The sequence below is a fragment of the Psychroflexus tropicus DSM 15496 genome (genome assembly GCF_000378765.1).
Taxonomy (GTDB): domain Bacteria; phylum Bacteroidota; class Bacteroidia; order Flavobacteriales; family Flavobacteriaceae; genus Psychroflexus; species Psychroflexus tropicus.
Map to the genome: position 1 here is coordinate 905,201 of NZ_KB905342.1, position 23,598 is coordinate 928,798.

At 36.2% G+C, this 23,598-nt stretch carries 21 protein-coding genes and 2 tRNA genes; 2 read left to right on the forward strand and 21 right to left on the reverse strand.

From position 1 onward, the window contains the following. Nucleotides 1–777 (reverse strand): RNA polymerase sigma factor, encoded by a 777-nt coding sequence (locus F598_RS0104110; RefSeq protein ID WP_019037759.1) that lies wholly within the window; start codon nt 775–777, stop codon nt 1–3. A gap of 88 nt (nt 778–865) precedes the next feature. After that, nucleotides 866–1,045: a hypothetical protein gene (locus F598_RS0104115; RefSeq protein ID WP_019037760.1), complete on the reverse strand. Its 180-nt coding sequence runs from the start codon at nt 1,043–1,045 to the stop codon at nt 866–868. A 110-nt stretch (nt 1,046–1,155) separates the two neighbouring features. Between F598_RS0104115 and F598_RS14890 the strand changes: the two genes are divergently transcribed. Continuing rightward, nucleotides 1,156–1,560, forward strand: coding sequence for a hypothetical protein (locus F598_RS14890; protein ID WP_019037761.1), 405 nt, complete (start codon nt 1,156–1,158; stop codon nt 1,558–1,560). A 168-nt stretch (nt 1,561–1,728) separates the two neighbouring features. Here F598_RS14890 and F598_RS0104125 read toward each other — a convergent pair whose 3' ends face one another. The 19 genes from F598_RS0104125 to F598_RS0104225 form a co-directional block, all read right to left on the reverse strand. Next, complete coding sequence (locus F598_RS0104125; protein ID WP_019037762.1) at nt 1,729–2,301, reverse strand: hypothetical protein; 573 nt, start codon at nt 2,299–2,301, stop codon at nt 1,729–1,731. A gap of 478 nt (nt 2,302–2,779) precedes the next feature. After that, complete coding sequence (locus F598_RS0104135) at nt 2,780–3,550, reverse strand: nucleotidyltransferase family protein (RefSeq protein ID WP_019037764.1); 771 nt, start codon at nt 3,548–3,550, stop codon at nt 2,780–2,782. 3 nt (nt 3,551–3,553) lie between these two features. Continuing rightward, nucleotides 3,554–3,982, reverse strand: coding sequence for a hypothetical protein (locus F598_RS14895; protein ID WP_051080722.1), 429 nt, complete (start codon nt 3,980–3,982; stop codon nt 3,554–3,556). A 61-nt stretch (nt 3,983–4,043) separates the two neighbouring features. Beyond that, complete coding sequence (dgt, locus tag F598_RS14900; protein WP_051080723.1) at nt 4,044–4,922, reverse strand: dGTP triphosphohydrolase; 879 nt, start codon at nt 4,920–4,922, stop codon at nt 4,044–4,046. A gap of 52 nt (nt 4,923–4,974) precedes the next feature. Then, a complete protein-coding gene (locus F598_RS0104145) occupies nt 4,975–5,829 on the reverse strand; it encodes an IS3 family transposase (protein ID WP_019037765.1) in 855 nt (284 codons plus the stop codon). After that, a complete protein-coding gene (locus tag F598_RS0104150; protein ID WP_019037766.1) occupies nt 5,826–6,197 on the reverse strand; it encodes a transposase in 372 nt (123 codons plus the stop codon). Before F598_RS0104150 ends, F598_RS0104145 begins: the two co-directional genes overlap by 4 nt. A 186-nt stretch (nt 6,198–6,383) precedes the next feature. Next, on the reverse strand, nt 6,384–8,129 hold the full coding sequence (locus F598_RS0104160) for an ATP-binding protein (protein ID WP_019037768.1): 1,746 nt from the start codon (nt 8,127–8,129) through the stop codon (nt 6,384–6,386). Nucleotides 8,130–8,140: 11 nt separating this feature from the next. Continuing rightward, nucleotides 8,141–9,322: a Fic family protein gene (locus F598_RS14905; RefSeq protein WP_019037769.1), complete on the reverse strand. Its 1,182-nt coding sequence runs from the start codon at nt 9,320–9,322 to the stop codon at nt 8,141–8,143. 876 nt (nt 9,323–10,198) lie between these two features. Further along, the gene (locus tag F598_RS0104175) at nt 10,199–11,467 is read right to left on the reverse strand and encodes a site-specific integrase (RefSeq protein WP_019037771.1); all 1,269 of its coding nucleotides are present in this window, start codon (nt 11,465–11,467) and stop codon (nt 10,199–10,201) included. A gap of 216 nt (nt 11,468–11,683) precedes the next feature. Next, nucleotides 11,684–11,758, reverse strand: a tRNA-Pro gene (locus tag F598_RS0104180). Between the two features lie 58 nt (nt 11,759–11,816). Continuing rightward, nucleotides 11,817–11,900: transfer RNA gene (locus tag F598_RS0104185), tRNA-Ser, on the reverse strand. A 98-nt stretch (nt 11,901–11,998) separates the two neighbouring features. After that, a complete protein-coding gene (locus F598_RS0104190; protein ID WP_019037772.1) occupies nt 11,999–12,295 on the reverse strand; it encodes a thioredoxin family protein in 297 nt (98 codons plus the stop codon). 52 nt (nt 12,296–12,347) lie between these two features. After that, complete coding sequence (locus F598_RS0104195) at nt 12,348–15,812, reverse strand: efflux RND transporter permease subunit (RefSeq protein WP_019037773.1); 3,465 nt, start codon at nt 15,810–15,812, stop codon at nt 12,348–12,350. A 4-nt stretch (nt 15,813–15,816) separates the two neighbouring features. After that, the gene (locus tag F598_RS0104200; protein ID WP_019037774.1) at nt 15,817–16,992 is read right to left on the reverse strand and encodes an efflux RND transporter periplasmic adaptor subunit; all 1,176 of its coding nucleotides are present in this window, start codon (nt 16,990–16,992) and stop codon (nt 15,817–15,819) included. A gap of 4 nt (nt 16,993–16,996) precedes the next feature. Beyond that, entirely contained in the window at nt 16,997–18,370 is a 1,374-nt protein-coding gene (locus F598_RS0104205; RefSeq protein WP_019037775.1) for a TolC family protein, read from the reverse strand. Continuing rightward, complete coding sequence (locus F598_RS0104210) at nt 18,367–19,023, reverse strand: TetR/AcrR family transcriptional regulator (RefSeq protein ID WP_245539748.1); 657 nt, start codon at nt 19,021–19,023, stop codon at nt 18,367–18,369. Before F598_RS0104210 ends, F598_RS0104205 begins: the two co-directional genes overlap by 4 nt. A gap of 104 nt (nt 19,024–19,127) precedes the next feature. Then, entirely contained in the window at nt 19,128–20,282 is a 1,155-nt protein-coding gene (locus F598_RS0104215; protein ID WP_019037777.1) for a tetratricopeptide repeat protein, read from the reverse strand. Continuing rightward, nucleotides 20,275–21,891, reverse strand: coding sequence for a M56 family metallopeptidase (locus tag F598_RS0104220; RefSeq protein WP_026302509.1), 1,617 nt, complete (start codon nt 21,889–21,891; stop codon nt 20,275–20,277). The genes F598_RS0104215 and F598_RS0104220 overlap by 8 nt, the downstream gene beginning before the upstream one ends. Next, nucleotides 21,891–22,253 (reverse strand): BlaI/MecI/CopY family transcriptional regulator, encoded by a 363-nt coding sequence (locus F598_RS0104225; protein WP_019037779.1) that lies wholly within the window; start codon nt 22,251–22,253, stop codon nt 21,891–21,893. The genes F598_RS0104220 and F598_RS0104225 overlap by 1 nt, the downstream gene beginning before the upstream one ends. A gap of 497 nt (nt 22,254–22,750) precedes the next feature. On the opposite strand from F598_RS0104225, the gene F598_RS0104230 reads away from it, so the two are divergent. Then, complete coding sequence (locus tag F598_RS0104230; protein ID WP_026302510.1) at nt 22,751–23,542, forward strand: PhzF family phenazine biosynthesis protein; 792 nt, start codon at nt 22,751–22,753, stop codon at nt 23,540–23,542. The last annotated feature ends 56 nt before the right edge of the window (nt 23,543–23,598 follow it).

Below are 23,598 nucleotides of genomic sequence, written 5' to 3' on the forward strand. Positions count from 1 at the left end.
CTATGCAGATTGTTGTTGATCGTGTTTTAACTGCATAAGCTTATAGGCTGTCATAAATTCCTTGTGGACTTCCTTTTGAGTTAGGTTGAGTTCTTTGGCGATACTGGCAAATGAATACTGCTTTTCATTACGGAGCTTCAAAACCTTTTGCTGTTCTTCGGTCATCTTACCGTGGACTTTAATGGACATGGCTAGCTTTGGTTTGTGGTTACCTCCTGTATGGATGATGGTTTTGATATCCTCAATAGCATTTTTTATGTCATTGCTTGTTTGGGTAATGCTAGTTCCCATCGCCTGGGCTATCGCTTTATACTGAAAACCATGGCTTAGACAAAGTTCAATCAAGTGTTTTCTTTCAGGGCTAAGCAAAGGAAAGATACTCTTAATACGATTGAAAGCCTTCTGATCTTCTTCATGATCCTTAAGATGCTGGTTGTCTTGCTCGGGATCGTAACCATGCATATAGTCCTGATAGTTGTCATATTTTTCTAAGCTGTTGATCTTTCTCTGAAAGTCATTTTTGGGGCGACAATAGTAGTAGATGCATTGTTTTTTCATTACATAACGCAGTAGAAAGTAAATATGTTCTGGGCGTTCTATAGTATCTCTTTTCTGCCACAAGGTGAGAAAGGTATCTTGAAGGATGTTTTCGATGACAAATTCATCATCTATGGTTTGTTTGCCTACCCAAAAGATACTCCGCTCATATCTGTCATAGATGAGTTTCATAGCCCGTGGATCATTTTGTTTTAATAAATCGTAAATACGCTGTAACATAATAATGTGTTTTTAATTCTTACCCGTTATTCAATTGAAAAACTATATTTATTGTTTAGCTGAAGGAGATATTCAAGCTTCCCATTCTTCATTTATCTGAATTCAAAGCCTTCTCTACTTGCTCCACTTTTTTATAATATTCTGCTTTTAGTTCATCCGCATAAACAGGAGTTCTATCACCATTGAGACAATAGCGTATGTAGCGAGGAGTTACCTCATATTTGCATGCGAGGGCTTTTACTACACCGGTGTTATAAATTTTCTTCATAAATTACGTAAGTTTGCCTGTTCATTGGTTTGTTCCAATTATCGGAACATGATCAAATATAGTTGATAATTTTCAACTAAACTAATATTTTGAAGATAATTATCTTCCTTATGAGAAATATTTTACAAGTTTTTACTGATATTGCCCAAAAAGAAGGGATTAGTATTACCAGTTTGGAAAAGAAAATTGGTGCTAGCAAAGGTGTTTTATCCAGAGCAATAAGCAAAGGAACTGACATTCAAGCGAAATGGCTCTTTGCTTTGGTTGATAATTATCCCCAATATAGCGCCGAGTGGATACTAACAGGTGAAGGTTCAATGCTACAAAAAGATTCCGCAGACTCAATTTTAAAAGAAACTGATCCAGAAGTTTTACGAGAAAAATTAGTTTATCTGCAAAGTCAATTGGATGCTTTTGAAAAAGCGAACAACGCTTTAGTGGATGCCAATGATTCTTTAAAAGAAACGAAATCTATACTTCAAAAGCGTCTTTCAGAGCTTGAGGGAAATAAATAAAAAAGTTCAGATAAAAGACTTCTATTAAGAAAATAACAATCTTGTATTCCTTAATTTAGTGCAAATCCAACCCAATCAAAAATATAAAAGCCCTGAAAAGGGCTTAAAACGATTCATTTTTTAGAGTTTAATGGCTTGTGCAACGATTACCATTGTTGTAAGTAGTTTTTATTCTTTTTTTATTAATATCCATTTCTCGCCTTTGTCGTTTGTATAAGAGACAAGTCCATAGTATTTATCCCATTGAAATTCAGTCAGTCCAAATTTTCCATTAAGGTTGGAATAAGGACAATTATCTTTATTAAAAGTATATACGTTTTCCCATTCAGAATTCAATTCGGATGTTTGTATTTTCGGTAAATTATGATTGTAATTACTATACTCTAAATTCAATAGCCGAATTACGGGACTTGAGTCATCTAATTTCTCATTCGCATTGATTTGTATAAAATAGTCTTCGACTAAATTGAAAGTGTCCTTTTTAATTTTATAATCTATACGAGCAAATTCTTTGTCAAAATTAGAAACAAAAGGGTGGCATTCTCCTTTGGGTTCTTTTGTAATTTTATTAGTAATAAAAATTGTATCAAAATCATTGAGTTGCGATTTGAAGATCAATTTATTTCCTGCTTCGTAATTATTGAACCAAGTTTTATCGTTTTCAGTAAAATAGACATTTGTGCAATCAGAACCACAAGATTGTATAATTACACAAATAATTATTAGGATTAGGTATTTCATTATCGATTTGGTTAAATTACTTACAACGGTTCGGCTATGCGTAGTGCGGGATTTTAAGGCACTTAACTTTCCTATTAGCGATAAGTTTGATTAATGTAATAGCTTTAATATTTGCACTTTAACCCGCATTACGTATAGCCATTGTGCCAGTTGCACAATTCAATTTCTTGTAAATATATATAATTGATTGGCATTGTGAAGTTTGGAATTGATTATCTTTAGTAATGCAAGGAAAAAATGGAGTATCAAGAGAAGTTGTTCACTCAAAACGGGCAAAAAGTGGAGCAAAAGCTCTACGGTCTTTGTTTTCTGAAATAGATGCTTACCTAAACCTGATTAGCTTCAATTTAAGCCCTCTAAATCTGAGGTAAATCCAACTTATTTAAAATATGAAAGCCCTGAAAAGGGCTTAAAACAACTCATTTTTAAGAGTTTTAATGGCTTGTGCAACGGTTACCATTGTTGTGCATAGTACTTTTTAAAAATTAATATAGAATTGATTGTCAAATTCATTTGAGGAATATAAATCCTTTATCATTGTTTCAAGGTCTTTATTGTCCAAAAACTTTTGGTATTTTGGATATTTCAACTTCGTTTGTTCTAAAGCTTTAATTGGGTCAAATCCATTATCTCGAAGCTTACCAATTTTATCAATTAAGTATTTCTTGGTATTCCTTGTGTATTGAATATTGTCTACTTTTTTTAAAAAAAAAGCTCTAAGAATGTTGGCTTCTGTTGTTGGATTTAGATTTTTATAAATTGGTGATTTCAGTAAAATATCTAATTTTTTATTTTCAACGTAAGACAGGTAATTTTGAATATTGAGGTTAAAAGAATGTAGATTAATGACTAATGAATCATAATTGTAGAAACAACCTTTTGCAATACTATTAAGTTTGTCTTTTTCGTTGAGTTTTACCAGTTCATTTTTAAAAGCCCAATTATTCTCTATACTCCACATATCTACAACCAAATTCTGGAATTCTAATTTTATTCCTTTATGTCTGTTGATAGTGTATTTGTACTTTGACTCATTAATAATCTCAAGTAATTTGTTATTTTCTAAATCTATAATAATATCTAAGTCTCTAGATTTTTTTGACTTCAAAAAATCTCTAAAATAACCGCCAACTATATATGCACTTCCATATACAAATATGTTGTATAGTAAATATTTAAATTCAGGATTGCTTTGTAACTCTGAATTAAAATGAATTTTAAATTGAGATTTAATGTCTTTGTAATCCAAACTTTAAATTTTTATTCCCTTTAATTGCTGAAATAATCTAATTGCATATCTGTCTGTCATTCCACTAACAAAGTCAACGATTAATTGTAACTTTTTGTATTCTGAATTTGAATACTTTTCAACATCTTCATAAACTTTTCTATGGCTTGTGGAAATTATTTTATATAGGCGAGCCTCTAAATTATTTCCAGCCGACTTGAATGATTCGCTTTGAGAAGCGGTTACAAATATTTCCAATAACCCATATATAGCTTCCCATCCAGCAATTTCTTTCTTTAAAATAGATTTGTCGTCAAAAACGATGTATTGAAGATTCTTGTATGCTTTTCTAATGTCATTAGCATCTGAAATGTCTATTATTTCGTCTTCTAATTTTCCTTCCATAATAATTTCATAGTTTTCCTCAAAAGATTTAACGATGCTTTCAAGCATAATCTGTTGAGTGAAAATTCGAAATTTTTGAATGACAAGTGAAGTGTCTATGTTTTTTTCGTCAGAATTTTTCTTTTAAGTCTTTTATTTTATTTAAAACTGCTTCTTTATTTTTATCTAAGTTTTTGGCAAATATTCTTTCAATATCATCTAGATTAACTTTACCAAGTTTAATTCCATCTTCAATATCTGCTGCACTATATGCAATATCATCAGCTGCTTCTAAAAGGTAAACTACAGGATGCCTTCTGTTTCCTAATTTTAAATAGTCATTAATTTTTTTATATGTCTCTGTCTCGGTCACGAAATAGCCAAATTTTTTCTTTGCAATTTCAGTAGTTGGCTTTTTATTTCCCTCTAAAGAGTTCGATGGATATTTGATTATCGATGCTAAACTTGAATAATTCAAATTATAACCAAACTCATCTCCGAAATAATATAACTTCGATAAAATTCTTAGTGTTTGAACATTTCCGTCAAAGTTTTCAAAATCAGATTTTTCAAGGTCTGAAAGTGATGTTTTTTTATTTTTTTCAAAATATTGTTTAAAAAACTTTTTAATGGCTTCTTCTCCAAAATGTCCAAATGGTGGATTACCCAAATCGTGTACTAAACCTGCAACTCTCAAAAGTGAACTTAAATTACCTTTTAGGCTTAAGTCAAGCTCTTTCTTATTTAATAGCAGATTCTCAATACTTTGTCCAATGGAACTTGCTAGATATGAGACTTCTAAAGAGTGAGTTAAACGTGTTCTGATATAATCACTTTCCTCCAATGGAAAGACTTGTGTTTTATCTTGTAATCTTCGTATAGGTGCGCTTGAAATTAATCGTCCATAGTCATTCTCAAAAGTATTTCGTCCATCACTTTCAATCGTTGCAGACTTTTCTCTAAATCGTTTTTCTTCAAGTATTAATTTCCATTTTTCTTTATAGTTCATATGTTTCTTCAGTATGTCTAGTCCTGAAATATGGCTACAGGTTAAAATTAATTTAGGCTGTGAATTTATAAACCATATTTGGTGTTTTAAAGTTTAAAGATAAATGTAATCTTACTTCATTATATAATTTAATAGCATTTTTTGTTGCCCTTTTGGCGTGAGTCACGTCCGTAAAGGTCTGGTCTAGATAGAACTCGCCTTTCAAGATACCGTTTACACGCTCCGCCATTGCATTCTCATAGCAATGGTTTTCTTCAGTCATACTGATTTCTATTTTGTTTCTTTTTAATATTTGGGTATATACATTGCTGCAATACTGTATCCCTCTATCAGAATGATGTACAAGTCTGTCAACATGATTTGCCTGATACAAAGCCTTTTTTAAAGCCCTCACGCAGCCTTTAAGTTCAAGGCTATTACTTAGGTCATAACCAATAATTTTACGGGAGTACATATCTGTAATTAGTGCCAGGTAACAAAACCCTTTTACAGTTCTGATGTAGGTGATGTCACTCGCCCAGACTTGATTAGGTCTTGTGATTTCTACATTTTTAATGATATTGTTATACTTTCTAAACCTATGCAAGGAGTTTGTAGTCCTAGAGGTGTATTTTTTTCTTAAGGTGAGCATATTGTGTTCTCTAAGGATATTAAATAAGGTATCTCTACCAATTTTGAGATTAGCTTTAATAAACTCATCTTTCAATGATTTCTTTAGTTTTCTGACGCCTTCTCTAGGGAGGGATTTACGTCTTTGTTTGACTATAGCTATTACCTTTTCTTTTATTTCCAGGCGTTGATTCTCTCTGCGTTTGTATTTGTAGTAGGCATCACGCTTTAATCCAAAAGATTCAGTTATAGAAGCTAAAGAAGCAAATCCCTTGGCTTTTTCCTTAGCTTTTATCAAGGCTTGATACTTAGTTTTTTTTTAAGTTCAAGTACAGATTTATAGCCAAGCTTTTCCGCTGCTACTTCAAGATATGAATCGTCTATCAATGAATCCATATCCTTTTTTAGCAGTACTTTTTTAAGCTGTTCAATCTCTTTTTGAAGCTGCTTAATTCTTGTTATTTCATCCTTAGTTTCCACTTTAATTCGGGTATTCATTAAGTCTTTACGGTTGTACTTTCTGATCCATTCATTAATGGTGGTGGGATTGATCCCGTAAAGTTTTCCAAGTTGACTTTTGTTTAATTTACCGGTGGTAAGTTCGTCTAAAATTTTAAGTTTAAAAGGTTCCGAATACCGTCTGATCACTTTGTCATTTTTGTACATAATTGTTTGAATTATGTAGCCTTTATTCAGGACGGGTCAGTATTATGCACAACGGTCTCGGCTATGCGTAGTGCGGGATTTCAAGGCACTTAACTTTCCGTTTAGCAGTTAGTTTATTTAATGTAATTGCTTTCATATCAGCACTTTCGCCCGCATTACGTATAGCCATTGTTGGGGCATCGTGTTTTATTCTTTTTTCAATTCTACTATCATCCATTCTAGTCGATTCCTTGCTGAACTAATACAGTCCAAATAGCTCATATAATTAATGTCGGATTGAACAGACTTTATTGATTTTTCAATTTTACCGCCCATTAGAATTATGTCTATTGGTTGATTTCCAAAATATTCCCCTAATTCGTCTCTGTATCGTTGAGCCTGGCTTTCTGTCTCTCTTGTTAATGTGAAACTTGGTCTTTTAAACTCAATTAGCAACAATCGTCTGCTTATGGTTCTACCAAGGAATAAATCTGGTCGCTTCTTAGAGTTCTTTCCTTTGTATTTCTTGTCAAGCATATTTTTAATTGCTGTTTTTAAGTTGGTGTCAGAAAACAGCACAGAGTAATCGTCACCAAGAACCCACGTACTTTTTTCTAGGGCAGTATGAATGTCCTTTTCAAGAGTTTTAGGGTTATGAATGAGTAAGGTTAGTTCATCCAAATATCTCAGTCGGTTAATTGCTTGACTGGTTACAATACTCATTTCTAAAAGGCCAAATTCAGAAAGAGCGTCTGCGAACTTTTCAATGTCTTGGTTTTGGGTCTCTTGAATATTTGAAACGATATCCCAATAATGGTCTTTCTCCATTGCAGAAACCATAACTGAAATAACTGTATTTATGCGGTCTTCAGTTTCGCCATAGAACTTTTCAAGTGTCTTGTAAAATGCTTTTTTGGCAAATGGCTGCTTAAACACTGGTAGTTTGGCTAGTTCCTTATTTATCTTTCTTTGATACCTAGCTCTTGCCATTTCCATGTCTGTGGCAAAAACTTCGTCCACAGACTTTTTAACTTTTTTGGTAGTATCATCAAGAATGGTCTTGTAAAGTTTACTATTCTCAATAATGGCTCCATGGTCAGCTGTAACATCGTCTTCCAAATCGTCACAAATTATTTCGCCATAAATTCTATTCTTTAGCTTCTTAGGAATTAAGTCATCATCTTTTAAAAGATTTTGAGGACGACCAATAATCTTGTTATTAACTCGAGTTACAATTCCTGCTTGCTTTATTGGTTTTGGTGTTATTGTATATATTAATGTCGCTTCTTTTCCTTCGTGGATAATTTTCTTTTCATAGGTTTTTCCTGCCAAGTCTTCAACTCCAAGTTTCTCGTTGTTTATGAAAAGTTCAAAGTCATGTTCTCGTCCATAATCCCACATTAGAATTTGGCCGAGCCTAGTTGAACTTGGAAAGTCCAAGTTTTGATTTAGTCCAAAAAGAGTAATAGTAGTGCCGTGTTTTTCTTTGTCACAAGCTTCTGTCTCGATAGGTAGAGGCACCTTTTCAAGGTCATAATTCCCTTTGGCAAGTTCAGACTTGTTGATTTTAAGGGTTGTTTTTACTCCATTAGAGAAAGTCTCAATTTGCATTATTTCAGCAACCATAAGTCCTGAAAATTTACCAATTCCCTTTCTGCCTTTTACTTTTCTTTTTTTCTTGAAGGTTGTGTCACCTTTTCTACTTGTCCGACTATTAGCAACGTTCAAATATTCAGAACGGACTTCATTTTCTTTCATGCCTGAACCATTGTCGGAAACAATTATTTTCGGGTCTGGTGTCAGTTCTTTAGGCAGGAATATTTCAACCTTTTCAGAGTCTGCATCATATGCGTTGTCGATAAGTTCTTTAATAGCATCTTCGGTCGAACGATACGTTTCGCCTAGTAATTCGGCTAGTTTGGTGTCTACTTTGAAGTATGCTTGATTACTCATCTTTTTTATTATTATTCTTCACCAAAAATCGCTTGTGTGATAATTCTTTCTAGTGTTTCGTAGTTGTTATTTTGAGCATCTGTCAAAGCCGAGAAATAGGAAGGTTTGTCTTCAATAACAACCTTTAATTGAAGCCCCAATAGTTCAGAGACTTGTTGGTTTAGCAAAAATCTTGCAACTCGTCCATTTCCGTCCATGAATGGGTGTATGCTCAGAAAATCACCATGGAATTTAGTAATTGCTTTAATTTTCTTTTTTCTAGAACCCAATAAGACTTTTTTATAGTTTGTTCTCCATTCCTTGAGCAGTGCTTCGGTAAGCTCAGAAACTTTCTCAGGGGAAGGAGGTGTATATGCAACTTTGTCAGGGGTTCCTGAAGGTGAACCAATCCAAACTTTGTGAGTTCTTAGCCTTCCCAAACCAGGCACATTGAAACCATACATTATAAGCTTGTGAATGCTACATAATTCTTCAATAGTTATTCCAACTGTCAAAGTTTCAATGGTTGGAAACTCTAATCTTTTCTTATCACTTTTTACATTTTGTGTTGATTCGACTAAGAAATTCAGTGTGCTTTGCGTAGCACTTATAAATTCACTAATTGCACTCTCTGATTCTAAAGACTTTTTGCAACAAGCGTCAATTTTTTTAGATAATGCTGATATAATTTCATTACTCTGCTCATTGAGTAATTGACTAAGCTTTGATTGTTGATGAGCAAAGAAGGCCAACTGTTCTTCTTTGTTCATTTTGATTCGTAGATATTTTAATCTTATTGAAAATCCAATTGCTGAATCAAGAATGGTTCGTAGTCTTTCATTATCGTAAATTATGGCTTTGGCATTTTCGTCTTTTGCCTTTTTCTTAAGTGCTTTTTTTTGAGTTGGCGACAAACTCTGATTTGTTATAAATACAATTCCATTTGCATTATTCGCTGCAACTCCATCTAAGTCATGAACAAACTTTCTTCGAATTGCTGCATAAGTTTTTTGCGTAGTGGCAAAATAGGCAGCACCTATATATGTCCAAGAATTCTTTTCGCATACAACATCTTTAAGACCATCAGGGCCACCTAAAGGACTTTGAGAGTCGATTGAATTAAAGCCATCAACTATTAAAATATCAGCACAGAATCTTTCTGCATTAGTTTGGCCTTCTCGCCACAATGTCAATTTATACTCTGTCTTTTTCATTTTTTACATGTGCCCCAACTCGTTATATGTGTATAAAAGTACATGTTTATCTGAAACAGTTACGAGACAAACGCATGTTTTTATCATTTTTATCCTTTTGATTTAAATTCGTTCATTAAAATCTTACCTAGACCTTTTCAAAAAAATTCTATTTGTTTATCTGATCATTGTTTACAATACCTATTTAGAGATTCAGAAAACTATTCATTTAAAACAGATTAAATTTTAAGGGGTGTTTGTTTTTTTCTTCCGTGCATAGCACAATGGATCAAGTGGGTTTTGTCAAGGCTTTTAGAGAACAAATCAGGAGTGTCTGCGATGTAGTAACCCCGATAGCTATCGGGGTTCAAGGAAGTAGAAACCTTATTTGTGGACTAAAACTCGTATAGCCTTGACAAGTTCCATAAGCGCCTTAGCCATTCTTTTTACACCACTTAAGAGCAGAGCTTACAGATAAGTTAAGCGAGGTGAATAAGGGGGATAAACATAGAATGGGTTATTAGCTACCTGTTTTTTGACGACCCGAAAAACAAAGAAGGCTTGATCCATTAAAAGCCCCTTAAAATGGGTCAGCCAGTGCTTGGATGTTTAGTGATGTTGAAGTGAGGCCAGAAGAAGTCCTCACTGAACATCTGGTTAAGAACATCAAAGCGCTTGGCGTTCCTATTAAAAGGCGGACTTGTCAGTTTTTTGTGACGAAATGAAGTGTCCCTAACCAGTCCCGATAGCTATCGGGACGGTTAGGGGAAGCGAAATGAAGGGTACAAAACAACAGATAGGTCCAAGACCCAAAGTGAAGCTCTTTTCCTGACATGTAGCCTTAGCGGAATACAAGGGAATGGGCTTAACTTAACTTGATATGACTATCAGGTCTCTTCAGGAGCTATGCTTAGTTTTCTTGTTTGATAATTCCATTTCATCTTTTTTGGCCATTATGTTTTCTAAACTAGACATATCATCACTGATTTTATTTTCCAGAACCTTTGCATAAATCTGAGTTGTAGATAATTTAGTATGCCCTAAGAGTTTAGAAACCGTTTCAATAGGTACTCCGTTAGATAAAGTAACTGTTGTGGCAAACGTATGCCTTGCAGAATGAAAAGTAATATGTTTCCTGACCTTTGAGGCCTTCATAACCTCTTTGATGTACTTATTCATCTTTTGGTTAGAAAGCACTGGGAATAAACGTTTATTTTCAAGCTCATACATTTTCTCCATGTACTTCTTCAAGATACGATCAGCTTTGTGGAGTAGGGGAGCCTTTACAGATTCATTTGTTTTTTCACGTTTAGTAGATATCCAGTTTTTTCCATCCATTCCTTTTACGATATGATCCTTAGTGAGTTCTTTAAGATCTCCGTAACTAAGTCCAGTATAACAGGCAAATAAAAATATATCTTTTACCCGTTCCAAAGATTCACTTTTAAAGTAGGTTTCCTCCAGCAGTTTCAATTCACGTTCCGACAAAAACTGTCGTTCATTCTTTTCAAACCTCATTTTATAATTCTGAAACGGATTTTTTTCTAACCATTCTAATTTGATAGCGAGATTAATCATTTTCTTTAAGCGTTCGAGGTGCTTCATTGTACCATTATTACCACAGGTTTTCCTTTCCTTTTTAGCATTGTAGCTCCTCACGAACATCTCAAATTCGGTGATAAATTTATAGTTGATTTGTTTCAGGTAGATATCACTGGTTTTCTTTTTTTCCTTAAGGAACTCTTTTAAATATTTCGCAGTGGTGTGGTAATTCTTAAGTGTACCCCACTTTAGAACACTTTTCATAGTTTTATTATGGTATTCTACAATATCCGCAAGGGTCTTATGCTCTTGATCTAATCCTTGGTAACAGGCCTTAACTTTATCAGCAGTGATTAAATTATCCTTATCCAGTATTTTCTTTTGAGTGTCTAGTAATTTGGAATACACTTGATCCAAATAGCTATTTAGAGTTTTTATCCTGGGAGTGTTTCCTCTAAGTCGGCCTTTAGAACTATCCCATTCATTCACTGAAGTTTTTCTTTTTAAGCTCATTTCAGCGCGTTTACCATTGACCGTAATTCGTGCATAAATAGAAAGTTCTTCTTTGTTACTGTCGAGTTTTCTGGTGAAGAAAAGCACCGAGAATGTCGTAAAATCAGGCATAGCAAGTGTCTTTAAGTTAAACAATAAGTGTTAAAGACGAAAGTAAAATCAATCTAATGATCCTTCTAAGATAGTAAAATGAGGTGTAAAAACTATTCACCGAATCATTCACCAGACAGGGTGATATCAAAGCATATCAAATAATGCTATAAAAACAAAAAACACTGAAAATCAATAGATTAACAGTGTTTTTGTATCCGTATCAAGTACGGTTCGTCGGGGTGGCAGGATTCGAACCTGCGACCTCCTGCTCCCAAAGCAGGCGCGATGACCGGGCTACGCTACACCCCGATTAGTGTATGATTATTTTTTATGATTAGATGGGTCTCGCTACATCTAACTATTTCAGCGGAGAGACAGGGACTCGAACCCTGGCGACGTTTGACCGTCGACAGATTAGCAATCTGCTGCATTACCACTCTGCCACCTCTCCAATGTATTTAAGAACTTGCGCGTTTTGCGGTTGCAAATATAAGTGCATTTTTGATTTTGGCAAAGCTAAATCAAATTAATTTATGTTTCTTTTTAAGCTTAAAAGTTCTCCTCCAATTTTACGATCAAATCGTTAGCGTCCATCTTACCGCTTTGCCTCCAGATCATCTCACCAGCACTATACATCATGTAGGTTGGAAGCTTTTTGACCTTCAATGCTTCTACCAGTTCTGCATTTTTTTCTGCATCGATTTTGATGAGCTTTGCCTTATCTCCTACGGCTGCGCTTACATCCCTTAACTGGTCATGAATCTGTTGACATTCTTCACTCCATTCAGCAAAAAAATTCAGTAAAATGGGTTTTTGTTCATCGATTAGTTCACCAAACTTGGTCATCTGTTCTGATTTTAAATAAAATTAATTTAAAATATATAAACCTGCAAATCTTTTATTTAGAGGTAGTTGCAGCTTCCGGTTGTTTTTTAAATCTTAATTTTGCTCTCACTACCAGATAGAACATCACCGGAACTACAACCAAGGTTAGAAAAGTAGCAAAGATGAGTCCGAAGATCACGGTCCATGCCAAAGGCCCCCAAAAGATCACATTATCTCCTCCTACATAGACTTCTGGAGCATAATCGATGAACAGTCCGAAGAAGTCAATGTTTAAGCCCACGGCAAGCGGGATAAGTCCCAGTACTGTTGTGATAGCCGTTAGTAATACAGGTCTTAACCTGGATTTTCCTCCAGCCACAATTTCTTCAAAGTATTGTTGTCTATTCAGCATGAGGTCATCATCTATGTCTAATTTTTCTTTTCTTCGATCGATTAAGATTTGGGTATAATCCACCAGAACAATCGCATTATTAACTACAATACCCGCCAAAGAGATAATACCCATCATTGTCATAATGATGATAAAATCCATCTGGAAAATACCAAGACCGAAGAACACTCCACCCAAGCTTAATATAACCGCTGTTAAAATGATAATAGGTTTGGAGATAGAGTTAAATTGAGCTACTAAAATTAATAAGATTCCTCCTACAGCCAATAGCAGGGCCTTAAGCAGAAAGTTTAAGTTATCCTCTTGTTCCTCTTGTTCACCCGTAAACTTATAGTCTATGCCTTCTTCGAGGTCAAAATAGGTTAATTCTTTCTCCAGCTGCGTTACAATTTCATTCCCATTATAGCCACCTAAAACATTAGAATATAAGGTGATCACTCGTTTTAAGTCTTTACGTTTAATCGATGAAAAGGTTGAGGCAGGCTTGGTTTTAATCAAACTCGAAATCGGCGTTTGAATAATTTCTCCTCGATTATTTCTGAAAGTAATAGGCTGATTGAAAATCGCATTTTCATCATATCGTAATTCTTCATTAAATCTGACGTTGATTTGGTAATCATCCTCGTCATCTTTAAAAGTAGAAGCCTCTTCTCCAAAGACTGACCTTCTGATCACCTGCCCCACCTGTGCTGATGAAATCCCAAGCTTACCTGCTTTAGCTTTATCTACAATGACATCTAGCTCTGGTTTGGACTTGTTGATATCAATTTTTAGTTCTTCAATACCCTCGATGCCTGTTTCATTAATAAATTCACTCATACGCTTGGCTTCTTCAAGCATCAATTCGTAGTTGTCTCCTGTGAGTTCTATGTTAATAGGATAGCCCGCTGGTGGTCCTGCAGCATCCTTTTCTACAATGATGGAGACTCCAGGGAATCCTTGAACAGCATCCCTCACTTCATTTAGGACCGTACTACTCTTTACGCCCCTCCTCAATCGGAATTCGCGCATAGATAGTGTGACTTTACCACGATGTGGCATTTCATTGACCTGCCCTGTATTGTTATTGGGGTTTCCAGAACCTTTACCAACTTGGGAGATAGCCGACTCTACCATAAAGTTGTATCCATCTTCATCTTCATATTTACTAATGACATCAAAAATACGCTGCTCTACTTCCTTAGTCAACGCATTGGTTTTGTGAATACTGGTCCCCTCGGGATATTCGATATAAGCCATGATTTGATTGGGCTGGTTTTCTGGAAAAAACAGAACCTTGGGCTGTACAATTCCAATCAATACAAAAGATAAAATCAAGATTCCAATCGTACCAAAAAAGAACAGATAAGCCTTCTTCTTGTACAGGGCAAACTTCAAGGTCTTTTCGTAAAAGTTTTCCAGTTTTTTCAACAGGATAAACTGGAAATAATAGATGGCTTTAATTAAAAATAATTTATACACCCACAATAAGATAGAGGAGAGGATAGCTAAATTTCCGAGCCCTCTAAATGCTCCTAGGTCTGCGATGAAACCTATTGCCAAGAAAATACCGCCGATGATGAATAAAATCAAACTCCATCGGATCACCTGCTTATTTTTCAATTTTTTCTCCTCCACTTTCATGAAGTCTGACGTAAGCATAGCATTGATCACCAAAGCCACAAATAAAGACGAACCTAAAACGACAGAAAGCGTGATTGGAAAATAGATCATGAACTTACCTATGGTTCCTGGCCAAAGTCCAAGCGGGAAGAAGGCAGCTAGGGTTGTAGCTGTAGAAGCGATAATGGGCCAGGCGATTTCTCCAATACCTTGCTTTGCGGCTTCTGTACGGCTCATCCCCTGATCCATGAGAGAATAGACGTTTTCTACTACAACTATTCCATTGTCTACCAGCATTCCCAATCCCATGACTAGTCCAAAAAGAACCATGGTGTTTAGCGTGAATCCAAAGGCAGAAAGAATTATCAAGGACAGTAACATCGACATAGGAATGGCCACCCCTACAAAAAGTGCATTTCTAAAGCCTAGGAAAAACATCAATACGATAATCACCAGCAAGACCCCGAAAATGATATTGTTAACTAAGTCGTTCACCTGATTTTCAGTTTTTATAGACTGATCATTAGATAAACTTATATTTAGAGCTTCGGGATAATAAGACTCTACCTCAGCATTTACAATTTTTTTGATCTCTTCGATCGCCTCAATCATGTTTTTACCAGAGCGTTTTTTTACGTCTAGCATGACTACTTGTTCGCCATAATCCCTGGCAAAAGTGGTAGGATCTTTGGTGTGAAAGTTTACCTCGGCAACATCTCTGAGGTATATCTCTCCACCATCATCTTTAATCACAATATCATTGAGCTGTTCTGGATTTTCAATTTCACCAAGAACACGAATATTTTTTTCGATACCATTAGAAATGATGTTTCCGCCAGAAATGGTTTTGTTTTCATTGCGAATAGCTGTAAGTATATCTGTAAAGCTCACCTCCATGGCGGCCATTTTATAAATATCTACAGCGACCTCTACTTCTTTATCGTCAATTCCACGGACCTGTGCTTCCTTGATTTGAGGTAATAATTCTATTTTATCCTGTAAATGTTCTGCATAATCCTTCAGCTGCTGTTTGTTGAAGTTCCCCGTAAAACTAATATTCAGAATAGGAATTTCTTCAGACAGATTGAGGTCAAATACATTAGGCTCTACTTTTGCACCGTTGTCTAGCGTAGGCCAGGTGGTTTCAGATTTTACCTGGTCCACTTTGTCTTTGATCAATTGCTTAGCATCTTGAACTTCTACATCCTCCTCAAATTCCACAATCACCATAGAGTAATCCTGCATAGTTGAGGAAGTGATTTCCCTCACGCCTTTCACATCCTTAAATTCTTCTTCCAGAGGTTCGGTGATAAACTTCTCAATATCCTCTACCGAGGTTCCAGGTTCTATGGAACTCACGTATATTTTAGTTTCTACGATTTCAGGAAAGTCTTCTCGAGGCATGTTGTAGTAAGACATGATCCCACCAATCAAAATGATGGCAATAATGACATAAACCGTCATTTTATTATCGATGGCCCAGGATGAAATTCCGAATTCTTTATATGTGTTTTTCTTAGCCATTCAACTAGTTGTTTATAAAATTCAAAACCTTGACGTTTTCTCCATTTTTTACGGTTCTTGCGCCTTCGGTCACTACTATATCTTCTTGCTTTAAGCCGTTCAGGACTTCAACTTCTCCCTGATAGTGCTTTCCAAGTTTTAACTCTCTTAAATCGGCAGAACCTATACTATCGTTTTCCATTTTGAGGGCAAAAGTGAATGATTCACCATCAGCATCTTCTCTCAAAATGTTTTCGGGAATCACTACCGCAGCCTCAGAGGTATAGTCATTAAGCTGAACTGTAGCGATTAGATTTGGTTTTACAAAGGAAATACTGTCCGGTATGGCCACTCTTACTCTGAAGTTTCTGTTGCTTGCAGTAATATTACTGGACACTCTGGTGACTTCACTCTTAAACTCTTTATTGATGGAACTGAAATTGACAATCGCTTCTGTTCCAACCTCAATAGAACCTACATAATTTTCTGGCACATTGGCCGTCACATACATTTGATTAAGATTCAACAGTCTAAAGATCGGTGTCTGTCCTGGAGACACTACCTGCCCCTGGTCGGTGATCACTTCATCTATTTTACCGTCAAATGAGGCGTAAATCACAGATTTCCTGAGCTGACTTTTCATCTGTTGAACAGAATTATTGATTTGTTCGTATGCTGTTTCAGCTTCTAAGTACTGAATTTCTGACCCGATATTTTGATCCCATAAGCGCTTCTGACGTTCAAAACGGGTTTTAGCCAGCTCTTTTTGAGCTTCCATTTCTGCTAATTGACTGGATAAGCCCCCATCGTCAATCTTAGCTAATTTCTGACCCTTTCTAACGTTTTCACCTTCTTTCACATAGATGCTTTCAAGATTTCCTGAGAACTCTGGATAGATCAAGATATTTTCATCGGTAGTCGCTTCCCCTTGCACTTTGATGTAGTGTTTAAAGTTTTTTGGCTGCAATTCCATAGCTTCAACAAGCACATAATCGTAATCTTTTTCAAATTCAGCCAATTTGTTATCCAAAGTATTTAGGTCGCTTTTAAGAGCACGCATTTCTTTGTTAAGTGCTTCACGCTTTTGTTTTAATTCTGCCTGAGTACCACTCTCTACAAGCTCTTCTACAGATTTTTGTTGTTCTCCACAAGAAATAAGGAGAAATCCAGCTAAAACGGTGATATAGGTTAAGTGTTTCATGGGCTTACTTTTCAAAATTTGTAAATGGTGTGTTGATGATTTTTTCGATTTCTGCTTTAGAATTAATAATATCCAGCATAGATTGTAACAATTCGTTTTGTGCAGAATACAGTTGTTGCTGAGCTTGACGCAGCTCGAAGCTGGTGCCTACGCCTTCTTTAAATTTGATCTGATTTTTATTTTCAATGCGTTCTGCTAACTCGAGATTCTTTTTGGACAATTCATAATTATCAACAGCAAATTCAAAATCACTTTTAGCATTATTGAGCTGAAGTTTGATCTGGTTGATGGCCTGAGTTTTTTGAGTTTCGGCTTTCTCCATTTCAATTTTAGCCTTTTGCGTTCTGGCACTTCGCTGGCCGGAGCTAAAAATAGGAACGTTAAGTCTTACGCCGATAGTTGAAAATTCGAACCAATCCGCTCTGGAGGAAAAGAATTCAAAATCTTCTCCGAAACTGTTCTGACCATAATTTGCAAATGCTGAAAGCGTTGGCAAAGCTTTACTTTTTTCCAGCTTCATTTCTAATTCACGCTGTTTCACCAGATTATCTGCAATTTTAAAGTCTATGGTATTTTCTACCTGTAATTCCTCCGTCATAAATTCTACTTCCAAGGCATCACGGTTAGCTAGATTTTCCAGGTCTTCGAGTAAAATCACTTCGGTATGGATAGGTAAACCTAGAACCATATTTAAACTTTCCTTCGAGATGTCTCTCATGCGTCTGGCATTATTTAACTGACTTTGCAACTGTTGATAAGTGATTTGTAATTGCTCTACATCTTCTTCTTCAGCCAGACCATTTTCGTAAATTTTGCGAGTTTCATAGAGGTTTTTTTCAGCGGCTTCAAGATTGTTCTTTATGATACCAATTGAATTCTGAGTGAGTAATACATTCCCGTAGGCACTCACCACATCTTTTCTAACCTCGAGTTTAGTCCGTGTTTCTTCATTGTCTGAATATTCCAGAAAGGTTTTAGCGGCTTGTAAAGCCACGATGTAAGAACCGTCAAATATCAACTGATTTACAGTCGCAGACGCATTCATGGTTTGTCTTGGGGAGAATTGAATTGCAACAAACTCTCCTGGTTCTCCACCAAACAACTCTCCCCCAGGCACAGGAGTTAGAGGAATAATAGCATTATAATCATAGCTTACCGTTCCATCGAGTTGTGGTAAACCATCAGCAGTGGTTTCCCACTTTTGTTTAAGAGCTATTGCCACATCCCGCCTGGCGTTGATGGTCGCATAGCTGCTATCGATAGCAAAATCTATAGCTTCTTGTAGTGTAAATTTATATTGCTTTAGCCGGGGTTTAGACTCTTGAGCAAAGCTGCTAAAAGCACAGAGTAAAATTAGGCCTAAAATTAGTCTTTTCATTCCTGCAATTGTTTTTCTAGTTCTAGTAAGCGTTTATATCCTTTGGTATCGACAATGCTTCGCAAGTGATACTTTAAAAATTCTTCATAAAGTTCTTTTGGAGAAAGATGGCTGTCTTTAAAAAGTTCTTCGTCTTTAAGGTTAAGCATGCCTGCAATGTAAATTCTACAGGTAAATACCTTGTGAAGGTCTTTTCTATAATAATTTTCTTTTACGCCGCGTTCAATGTTTTTACCGATACAATCTTCCATTTTACAAACCTGAGACTCCCGCATTTTGGCGTAGATTTTTGGATAGTATTTTTGGAACTGAAATTGAGGCGAGGTTTTTTCATTTTTGAGCCGTTTCATCACCACTTTTTTGATTTCGATCATTTCCTCGATTGGGTCTAGTGTTTTCTGTTGAACCAAATCAATTTCTGCGTGAATGCGATCACGAATAAAATAAGCAACCTGTTCTACCAAATCTGATTTATTTTTAAAATACTCGTATATAGTTTTCTTGGAGACCCCAAGTTCCTGAGCCAAATGGTCCATAGTGACGCTTTTGAAACCAAATTCCAAAAATAAATCGCCTGCTTTATGTAAAATATCATCTCTCATTGAGTCGGCAAAAGTAGATATGGAAACTATTAATACAACGAAAGTTTCCAAAGTTTTACTTTTATTTAACTTTGAAGATTAAAAAAGCCAACTCGTTGAGCTGGCCTTAGGTCAAATGAGGATAAATTTGACATTAAAAATAGTTTCAAAATTTATTAGTTTCCAGACTGAAAATGCTGCTCTCGTTTGAGATCCGTTATTCTTCGGTACATCAAATCTTTATATTCAGCGTATTTGGAGTCTTTAAATCGCTGTTCATACCGATCGTAAAACGATAACTTTTTATCGGTGTCTTTATAGAGTCGATCGGCAGTCAAAGCCAACTCCACATAAGCGCGTTCATAGCCAGGGGCTTCATCAATGACCAATTTAAATTCAGTGATGGCTTCCTTCAGCTTGCCCAATTCTTTTAAGGCAATGGCTTTTGTAAAGCGTTCATTCCCCAAACTGGTATCCTTGTAGGCTATGGCCATGCGAGCATGATATTCTGAGTCTTCAAACTTGTTTTGGTGAGCATAGACCTGTGCTAATTGCAGATGGTACTTATAACTTTTGGGCTCGATCCTCAGTATCTGTTGATATTTAGTTACCGATTTATCGAGCTGCTTGTTAGCTTTATAAGCAATGGCCATTTTCTCCAAAACAAACTTTGGAGGGCTGGAAAGCTCTTCGAGGTGTTCAAATTGATCAAGAGCAAGCTTAAATTTTCGTTGGGCATAGTAAATCTGCCCCAGCAGTCCAATGATTTTTTTATTTTTAGAACTATAGACTAACGCCTTTAAGCTAGTCGTTTCAGCTTTTTCATAACTTTTGATTTTATAATAAAACTTGGCCAGCTCGTAGGCTGCCTTTTGATGAGAAGGATCTTGCTCCAATGCTTTTTCAAAGTAAAGTTCTTCGGAAGCATTTTTTTGTTTGGCTTTAGCTAAGCCCAGTTGAAAAGCGAATTCTGGATTTCCCGGATAGTTGTTGTGGAGCAAGGTCAAAACACTATCGGCCTTCTGAATGTAATTATTGGATTTGAGCAATTTGGCGTAAGCAAATTGAGGCAGTGGCGCATCTGTTCGATCTGAAAGTGCTAAGCCATATTTTAGGATCGCCTTTTCTCTGTAGCCTTTAGCTTGAAGTATTTTTGCCTCCAAAATTATATGCTTAAAGTCAGTTGCTGGTTTTGCTTCGAAATGCTCTAAAATCTTAGCGTAATTTCCTACGGCATAGAGGCTGTCCAAATCTTGACTATAATTGACTTGTGCATTCCCGAGGAAGCACACAAGTAAAAAAATAATATTTATCTTATTTTGGCTACTCATTGATATGAAACGTAATTGGTAAAGAATAAAGTACCCCTACTTGTTCACCATCTTGTTTCCCTGGTTGCATCTGTGGGAGTTGGCTAATCACACGCTCACCTTCCTCCTTTAGGTCAGGATGAGGTGCTCTGGCCTGTACATTTACTACATCTCCATTTTTATCGATTTTGAATTGAACATAAACTCTGTTAGTGCCCTTAAGTCCTAAATCTTTTGCCAGATTAACATCAAAATTCTCATTGACAAACTGGCTGATTTTCTTGCTCATACACTCCTTACCCTCCTTATTAGAGGCTAATCCTTCACATCCAGGAAACAAAGGAACTTGTTCAATGACTGCAAAAGGTACATCTCCTGAATCATCATAAGTCACTTTAGTTTCTGTTATTGTAGTGATTTTGTTTTCAATTCGCTTCAGATAATCCTCGTAAGTACTATTTCTTATTTTTTCCAATAACTCTTGATTTTTACTCATCAACTGCGGATCATTTTTCGATTTCTCTACTAGCTGTTCAGCCAAATAGGTCATAATTACATTTTGCCTGTAAAATTCTTTTTCCGAATCAATATCATTATAATTCGTTATTCTGAATTTGTCTGGCATATCTTTTGAAAACATACCATATTGAGCTACGGCTTGGTCAAATTCTTCTCGAAACTCAGCCTTGTATTTTTCTATTTCAGCTTTTTCGCTAAGCTCAAGAATATCCTCTTGCGTATCTTCTTTGCAAGCTGTATACGTCAGCATCAAGCCGAGCAATGGCAAAATCAGCAGATATTTGAACAAGTGGTGTGGACGGGAGTTTTTCTTTTGTAACATCATAAGTCGTTGTTTTAATTGTGAATGGTTAAAAAATGAATGTGAGAAGTTCAAATTCTCAGTGCCAAAGGCCTGGTTCAGCAAGCTTTGGGCATAATCGCGTTTGTTGAGGTTCTTTGCAGCCACCTGGTCGGCCTGGAGTTCGTGTACCAACATCAGTTCTTTTTTGAGCCAATGGTGCGCTGGACTTATCCAAAAGATTAGTCGAAATAGTTCGACCATCATAAGGTCTAGTCCGTGAAAGGCTTTAGCATGTTCTAGCTCATGGGTCATGATTTTCTTACGCTGCTCTTCCGAGATCTGGTCGCCAATAAATACAGATCGCCAAAAGGTAAACGCATTTTCAGAGTTGCTTAATCGGTAACATTTCACCTGGTCGATCATACAATCGAAGCGGGCGTTTTGGGTCAACTGTTTCAGTTTCCAATAGCCTATGCTGAATTTGATAGCGAAAACACCTATACCTAAAAGATAAATAAGCTTAAGCCAAGTCCCTAAACTCCAGGAAAACGTCTGGGGTTCCACGTCGCCTGCTGAAGGGGTTAAGTTCACTTCTTCACCCATGATAAAATAAGACTGAAACTGCCGGGCGACTTGACTTGTGCTTTCTTCTGTGCCGAAGCTAAAGGCCAGAATACCAAAGTCGAGTAGGGGAATCACAAACGATAGTAGGGCAGTAGCCACTAAATACAACCGGTTGTGGTTATAAAAGGTCTCTTTTTTAAAAAGCAGGTAAAGCCCCAAAAAGCAGGATTGAAATAAAATTACATCAAAGAGATACCACCACATTACTTGTTGGTTTTATCGAGTTCGTTGAGGATGCTTTCCAAATCTTTGGTGCTCATGTTTTTTTCCTTGACAAAAAAGGAAACCATATTTTTAAAAGAGCCTTCAAAATAAGAATTGACCATTTTTCTCATGGTGGCCTTTTGGTAAGTTTCTTTGTCGATCAGGGCAAAGTATTTATAGCCCCGTCCTGCTTTTTCGTGACCTACAAAGCCTTTATCTTCCAGTATCCTAACGATAGTAGAAGTGGTGTTGTAGGCGGGTTTAGGCTCGGTCATGTCCTCGATAAGTTCGGCTACTTTAGCTTTCCCTTTCTTCCATAAGAGTTGCATGACTTCTTCTTCGGCTTTGGTAAGTTGTCGCATATGTTTCGTGTTTATGTGAACGAATATAAACTAAATTAATAGTTTAACTAATAAAATAGTTGTTAAAGTTTTTTTTGATGCTAATAATTCAATAACAAAATGTTGATCACTTAGAGTACGAGTTTTTAAAATTTGAAGAGATTCATCAGTGGTTTATCGATTCTATTAGAATGATAAATGCAAAAGATTCTTCACTTCGTTCAGAATGACAATGTCGAAGAATGGAGAAATCTTTTCGTTTGGGTTCTCGACTCCGCCTACCTTTGCCGACAGGCAGGCTCGAACTTGAAATAGAATTTTTAGTGTTGAATTGGTTCTCGACCTGCTTGCCAGCGGCACGACAGGCAGGTACGATTCCGATATTCATCGGAATCACTCGAACTGACATTGTGATCTTTAGTTTAAATCTTAATAAATAAGGCTTTATGTTTATGTTCGAGCGGAGTCGAGAACTAGATATAAGTGCAGAAATTATTAGGTTTGTTGAAAAAGAAACTATGGCTACTATATATCAGGTCGATGCGTTTACCGATCAACTTTTTAAGGGTAATCCAGCAGGAGTAATGCTCTTGGAAAAACAATTTCCTTCAGAATCTTTAATGCTGAATCTCGTGAGAGAAATGAATGTGTCTGAAGTGGCGTTTGTTTTGAAAGATGCTAATCAGTACAAGATTAGGTATTTCACCCCTGGTGGAGAAGTCCCACTCTGTGGTCATGCGACCTTATCTGCGGCTCATATTTTATATGAGTTAGGGATAGTTGCTGAAGATGTGCCGATCGTTTTTCAGGCTCCAAAGGATAGATTGGAAATCCGTTACACTTCAGTAGGCTATCAAATGAAGTTTCCTCAATATCAATTGGACCCCATTTCGACCGCTGAATTTTCAAAAGCTTTAAACATAGGTGTTAAAGCAGCATTTGAAGTGACCAACGACTGGACAATGTTGGTGCTGGAGTCTGAAGACGACCTTGCTCATTTTCAGCCAGACGCTATGACATTGAAAGCATCTGGTCTTGGACAAAGTATTTTTACAGCGGTGTCTAAGTCAGATAAAAGAGATATTGTTTGTCGGTGTTTTGTGCCTAATCTTGGTATTTTAGAAGACCCTGTAACAGGTTCCGCTCATTGTGCACTTGGGGTCTATTGGTCGAAGGAATTAAATAAATCGGTGTTAAGTTCGGAGCAGATTTCAGAGCGAAAAGGTCAGCTTAAGTTAGAGCTGAAAAATGAGAGCGTCAATATTTTAGGAAAAGCCAAAACGGTATTTAAGGCTGAATTTTATTTGTAAATCTTAGGATGTTGTTCTCTAGTTGTTTGTTTTGTGACTTTTACTCACTACGGAGG

Excerpts from the sequence above, each read along its gene's own strand:
- F598_RS0104150 (WP_019037766.1), bottom strand. The coding sequence starts at position 6,197 with ATGTACAAAAATGACAAAGTGATCAGACGGTATTCGGAACCTTTTAAA.
- F598_RS0104205 (WP_019037775.1), bottom strand. The coding sequence starts at position 18,370 with ATGAAAAGACTAATTTTAGGCCTAATTTTACTCTGTGCTTTTAGCAGC.
- F598_RS0104200 (WP_019037774.1), bottom strand. The coding sequence starts at position 16,992 with ATGAAACACTTAACCTATATCACCGTTTTAGCTGGATTTCTCCTTATT.
- F598_RS0104195 (WP_019037773.1), bottom strand. The coding sequence starts at position 15,812 with ATGGCTAAGAAAAACACATATAAAGAATTCGGAATTTCATCCTGGGCC.
- F598_RS0104225 (WP_019037779.1), bottom strand. The coding sequence starts at position 22,253 with ATGCGACAACTTACCAAAGCCGAAGAAGAAGTCATGCAACTCTTATGG.
- F598_RS14895 (WP_051080722.1), bottom strand. The coding sequence starts at position 3,982 with ATGCTTGAAAGCATCGTTAAATCTTTTGAGGAAAACTATGAAATTATT.
- F598_RS0104220 (WP_026302509.1), bottom strand. The coding sequence starts at position 21,891 with ATGTGGTGGTATCTCTTTGATGTAATTTTATTTCAATCCTGCTTTTTG.
- F598_RS0104190 (WP_019037772.1), bottom strand. The coding sequence starts at position 12,295 with ATGACCAAGTTTGGTGAACTAATCGATGAACAAAAACCCATTTTACTG.
- F598_RS0104230 (WP_026302510.1), top strand. The coding sequence starts at position 22,751 with ATGGCTACTATATATCAGGTCGATGCGTTTACCGATCAACTTTTTAAG.
- F598_RS14890 (WP_019037761.1), top strand. The coding sequence starts at position 1,156 with ATGAGAAATATTTTACAAGTTTTTACTGATATTGCCCAAAAAGAAGGG.
- F598_RS0104110 (WP_019037759.1), bottom strand. The coding sequence starts at position 777 with ATGTTACAGCGTATTTACGATTTATTAAAACAAAATGATCCACGGGCT.
- F598_RS0104115 (WP_019037760.1), bottom strand. The coding sequence starts at position 1,045 with ATGAAGAAAATTTATAACACCGGTGTAGTAAAAGCCCTCGCATGCAAA.
- F598_RS0104175 (WP_019037771.1), bottom strand. The coding sequence starts at position 11,467 with ATGCCTGATTTTACGACATTCTCGGTGCTTTTCTTCACCAGAAAACTC.
- F598_RS0104215 (WP_019037777.1), bottom strand. The coding sequence starts at position 20,282 with ATGAGTAGCCAAAATAAGATAAATATTATTTTTTTACTTGTGTGCTTC.
- F598_RS0104125 (WP_019037762.1), bottom strand. The coding sequence starts at position 2,301 with ATGAAATACCTAATCCTAATAATTATTTGTGTAATTATACAATCTTGT.
- dgt (WP_051080723.1), bottom strand. The coding sequence starts at position 4,922 with ATGAACTATAAAGAAAAATGGAAATTAATACTTGAAGAAAAACGATTT.
- F598_RS0104160 (WP_019037768.1), bottom strand. The coding sequence starts at position 8,129 with ATGAGTAATCAAGCATACTTCAAAGTAGACACCAAACTAGCCGAATTA.
- F598_RS14905 (WP_019037769.1), bottom strand. The coding sequence starts at position 9,322 with ATGAAAAAGACAGAGTATAAATTGACATTGTGGCGAGAAGGCCAAACT.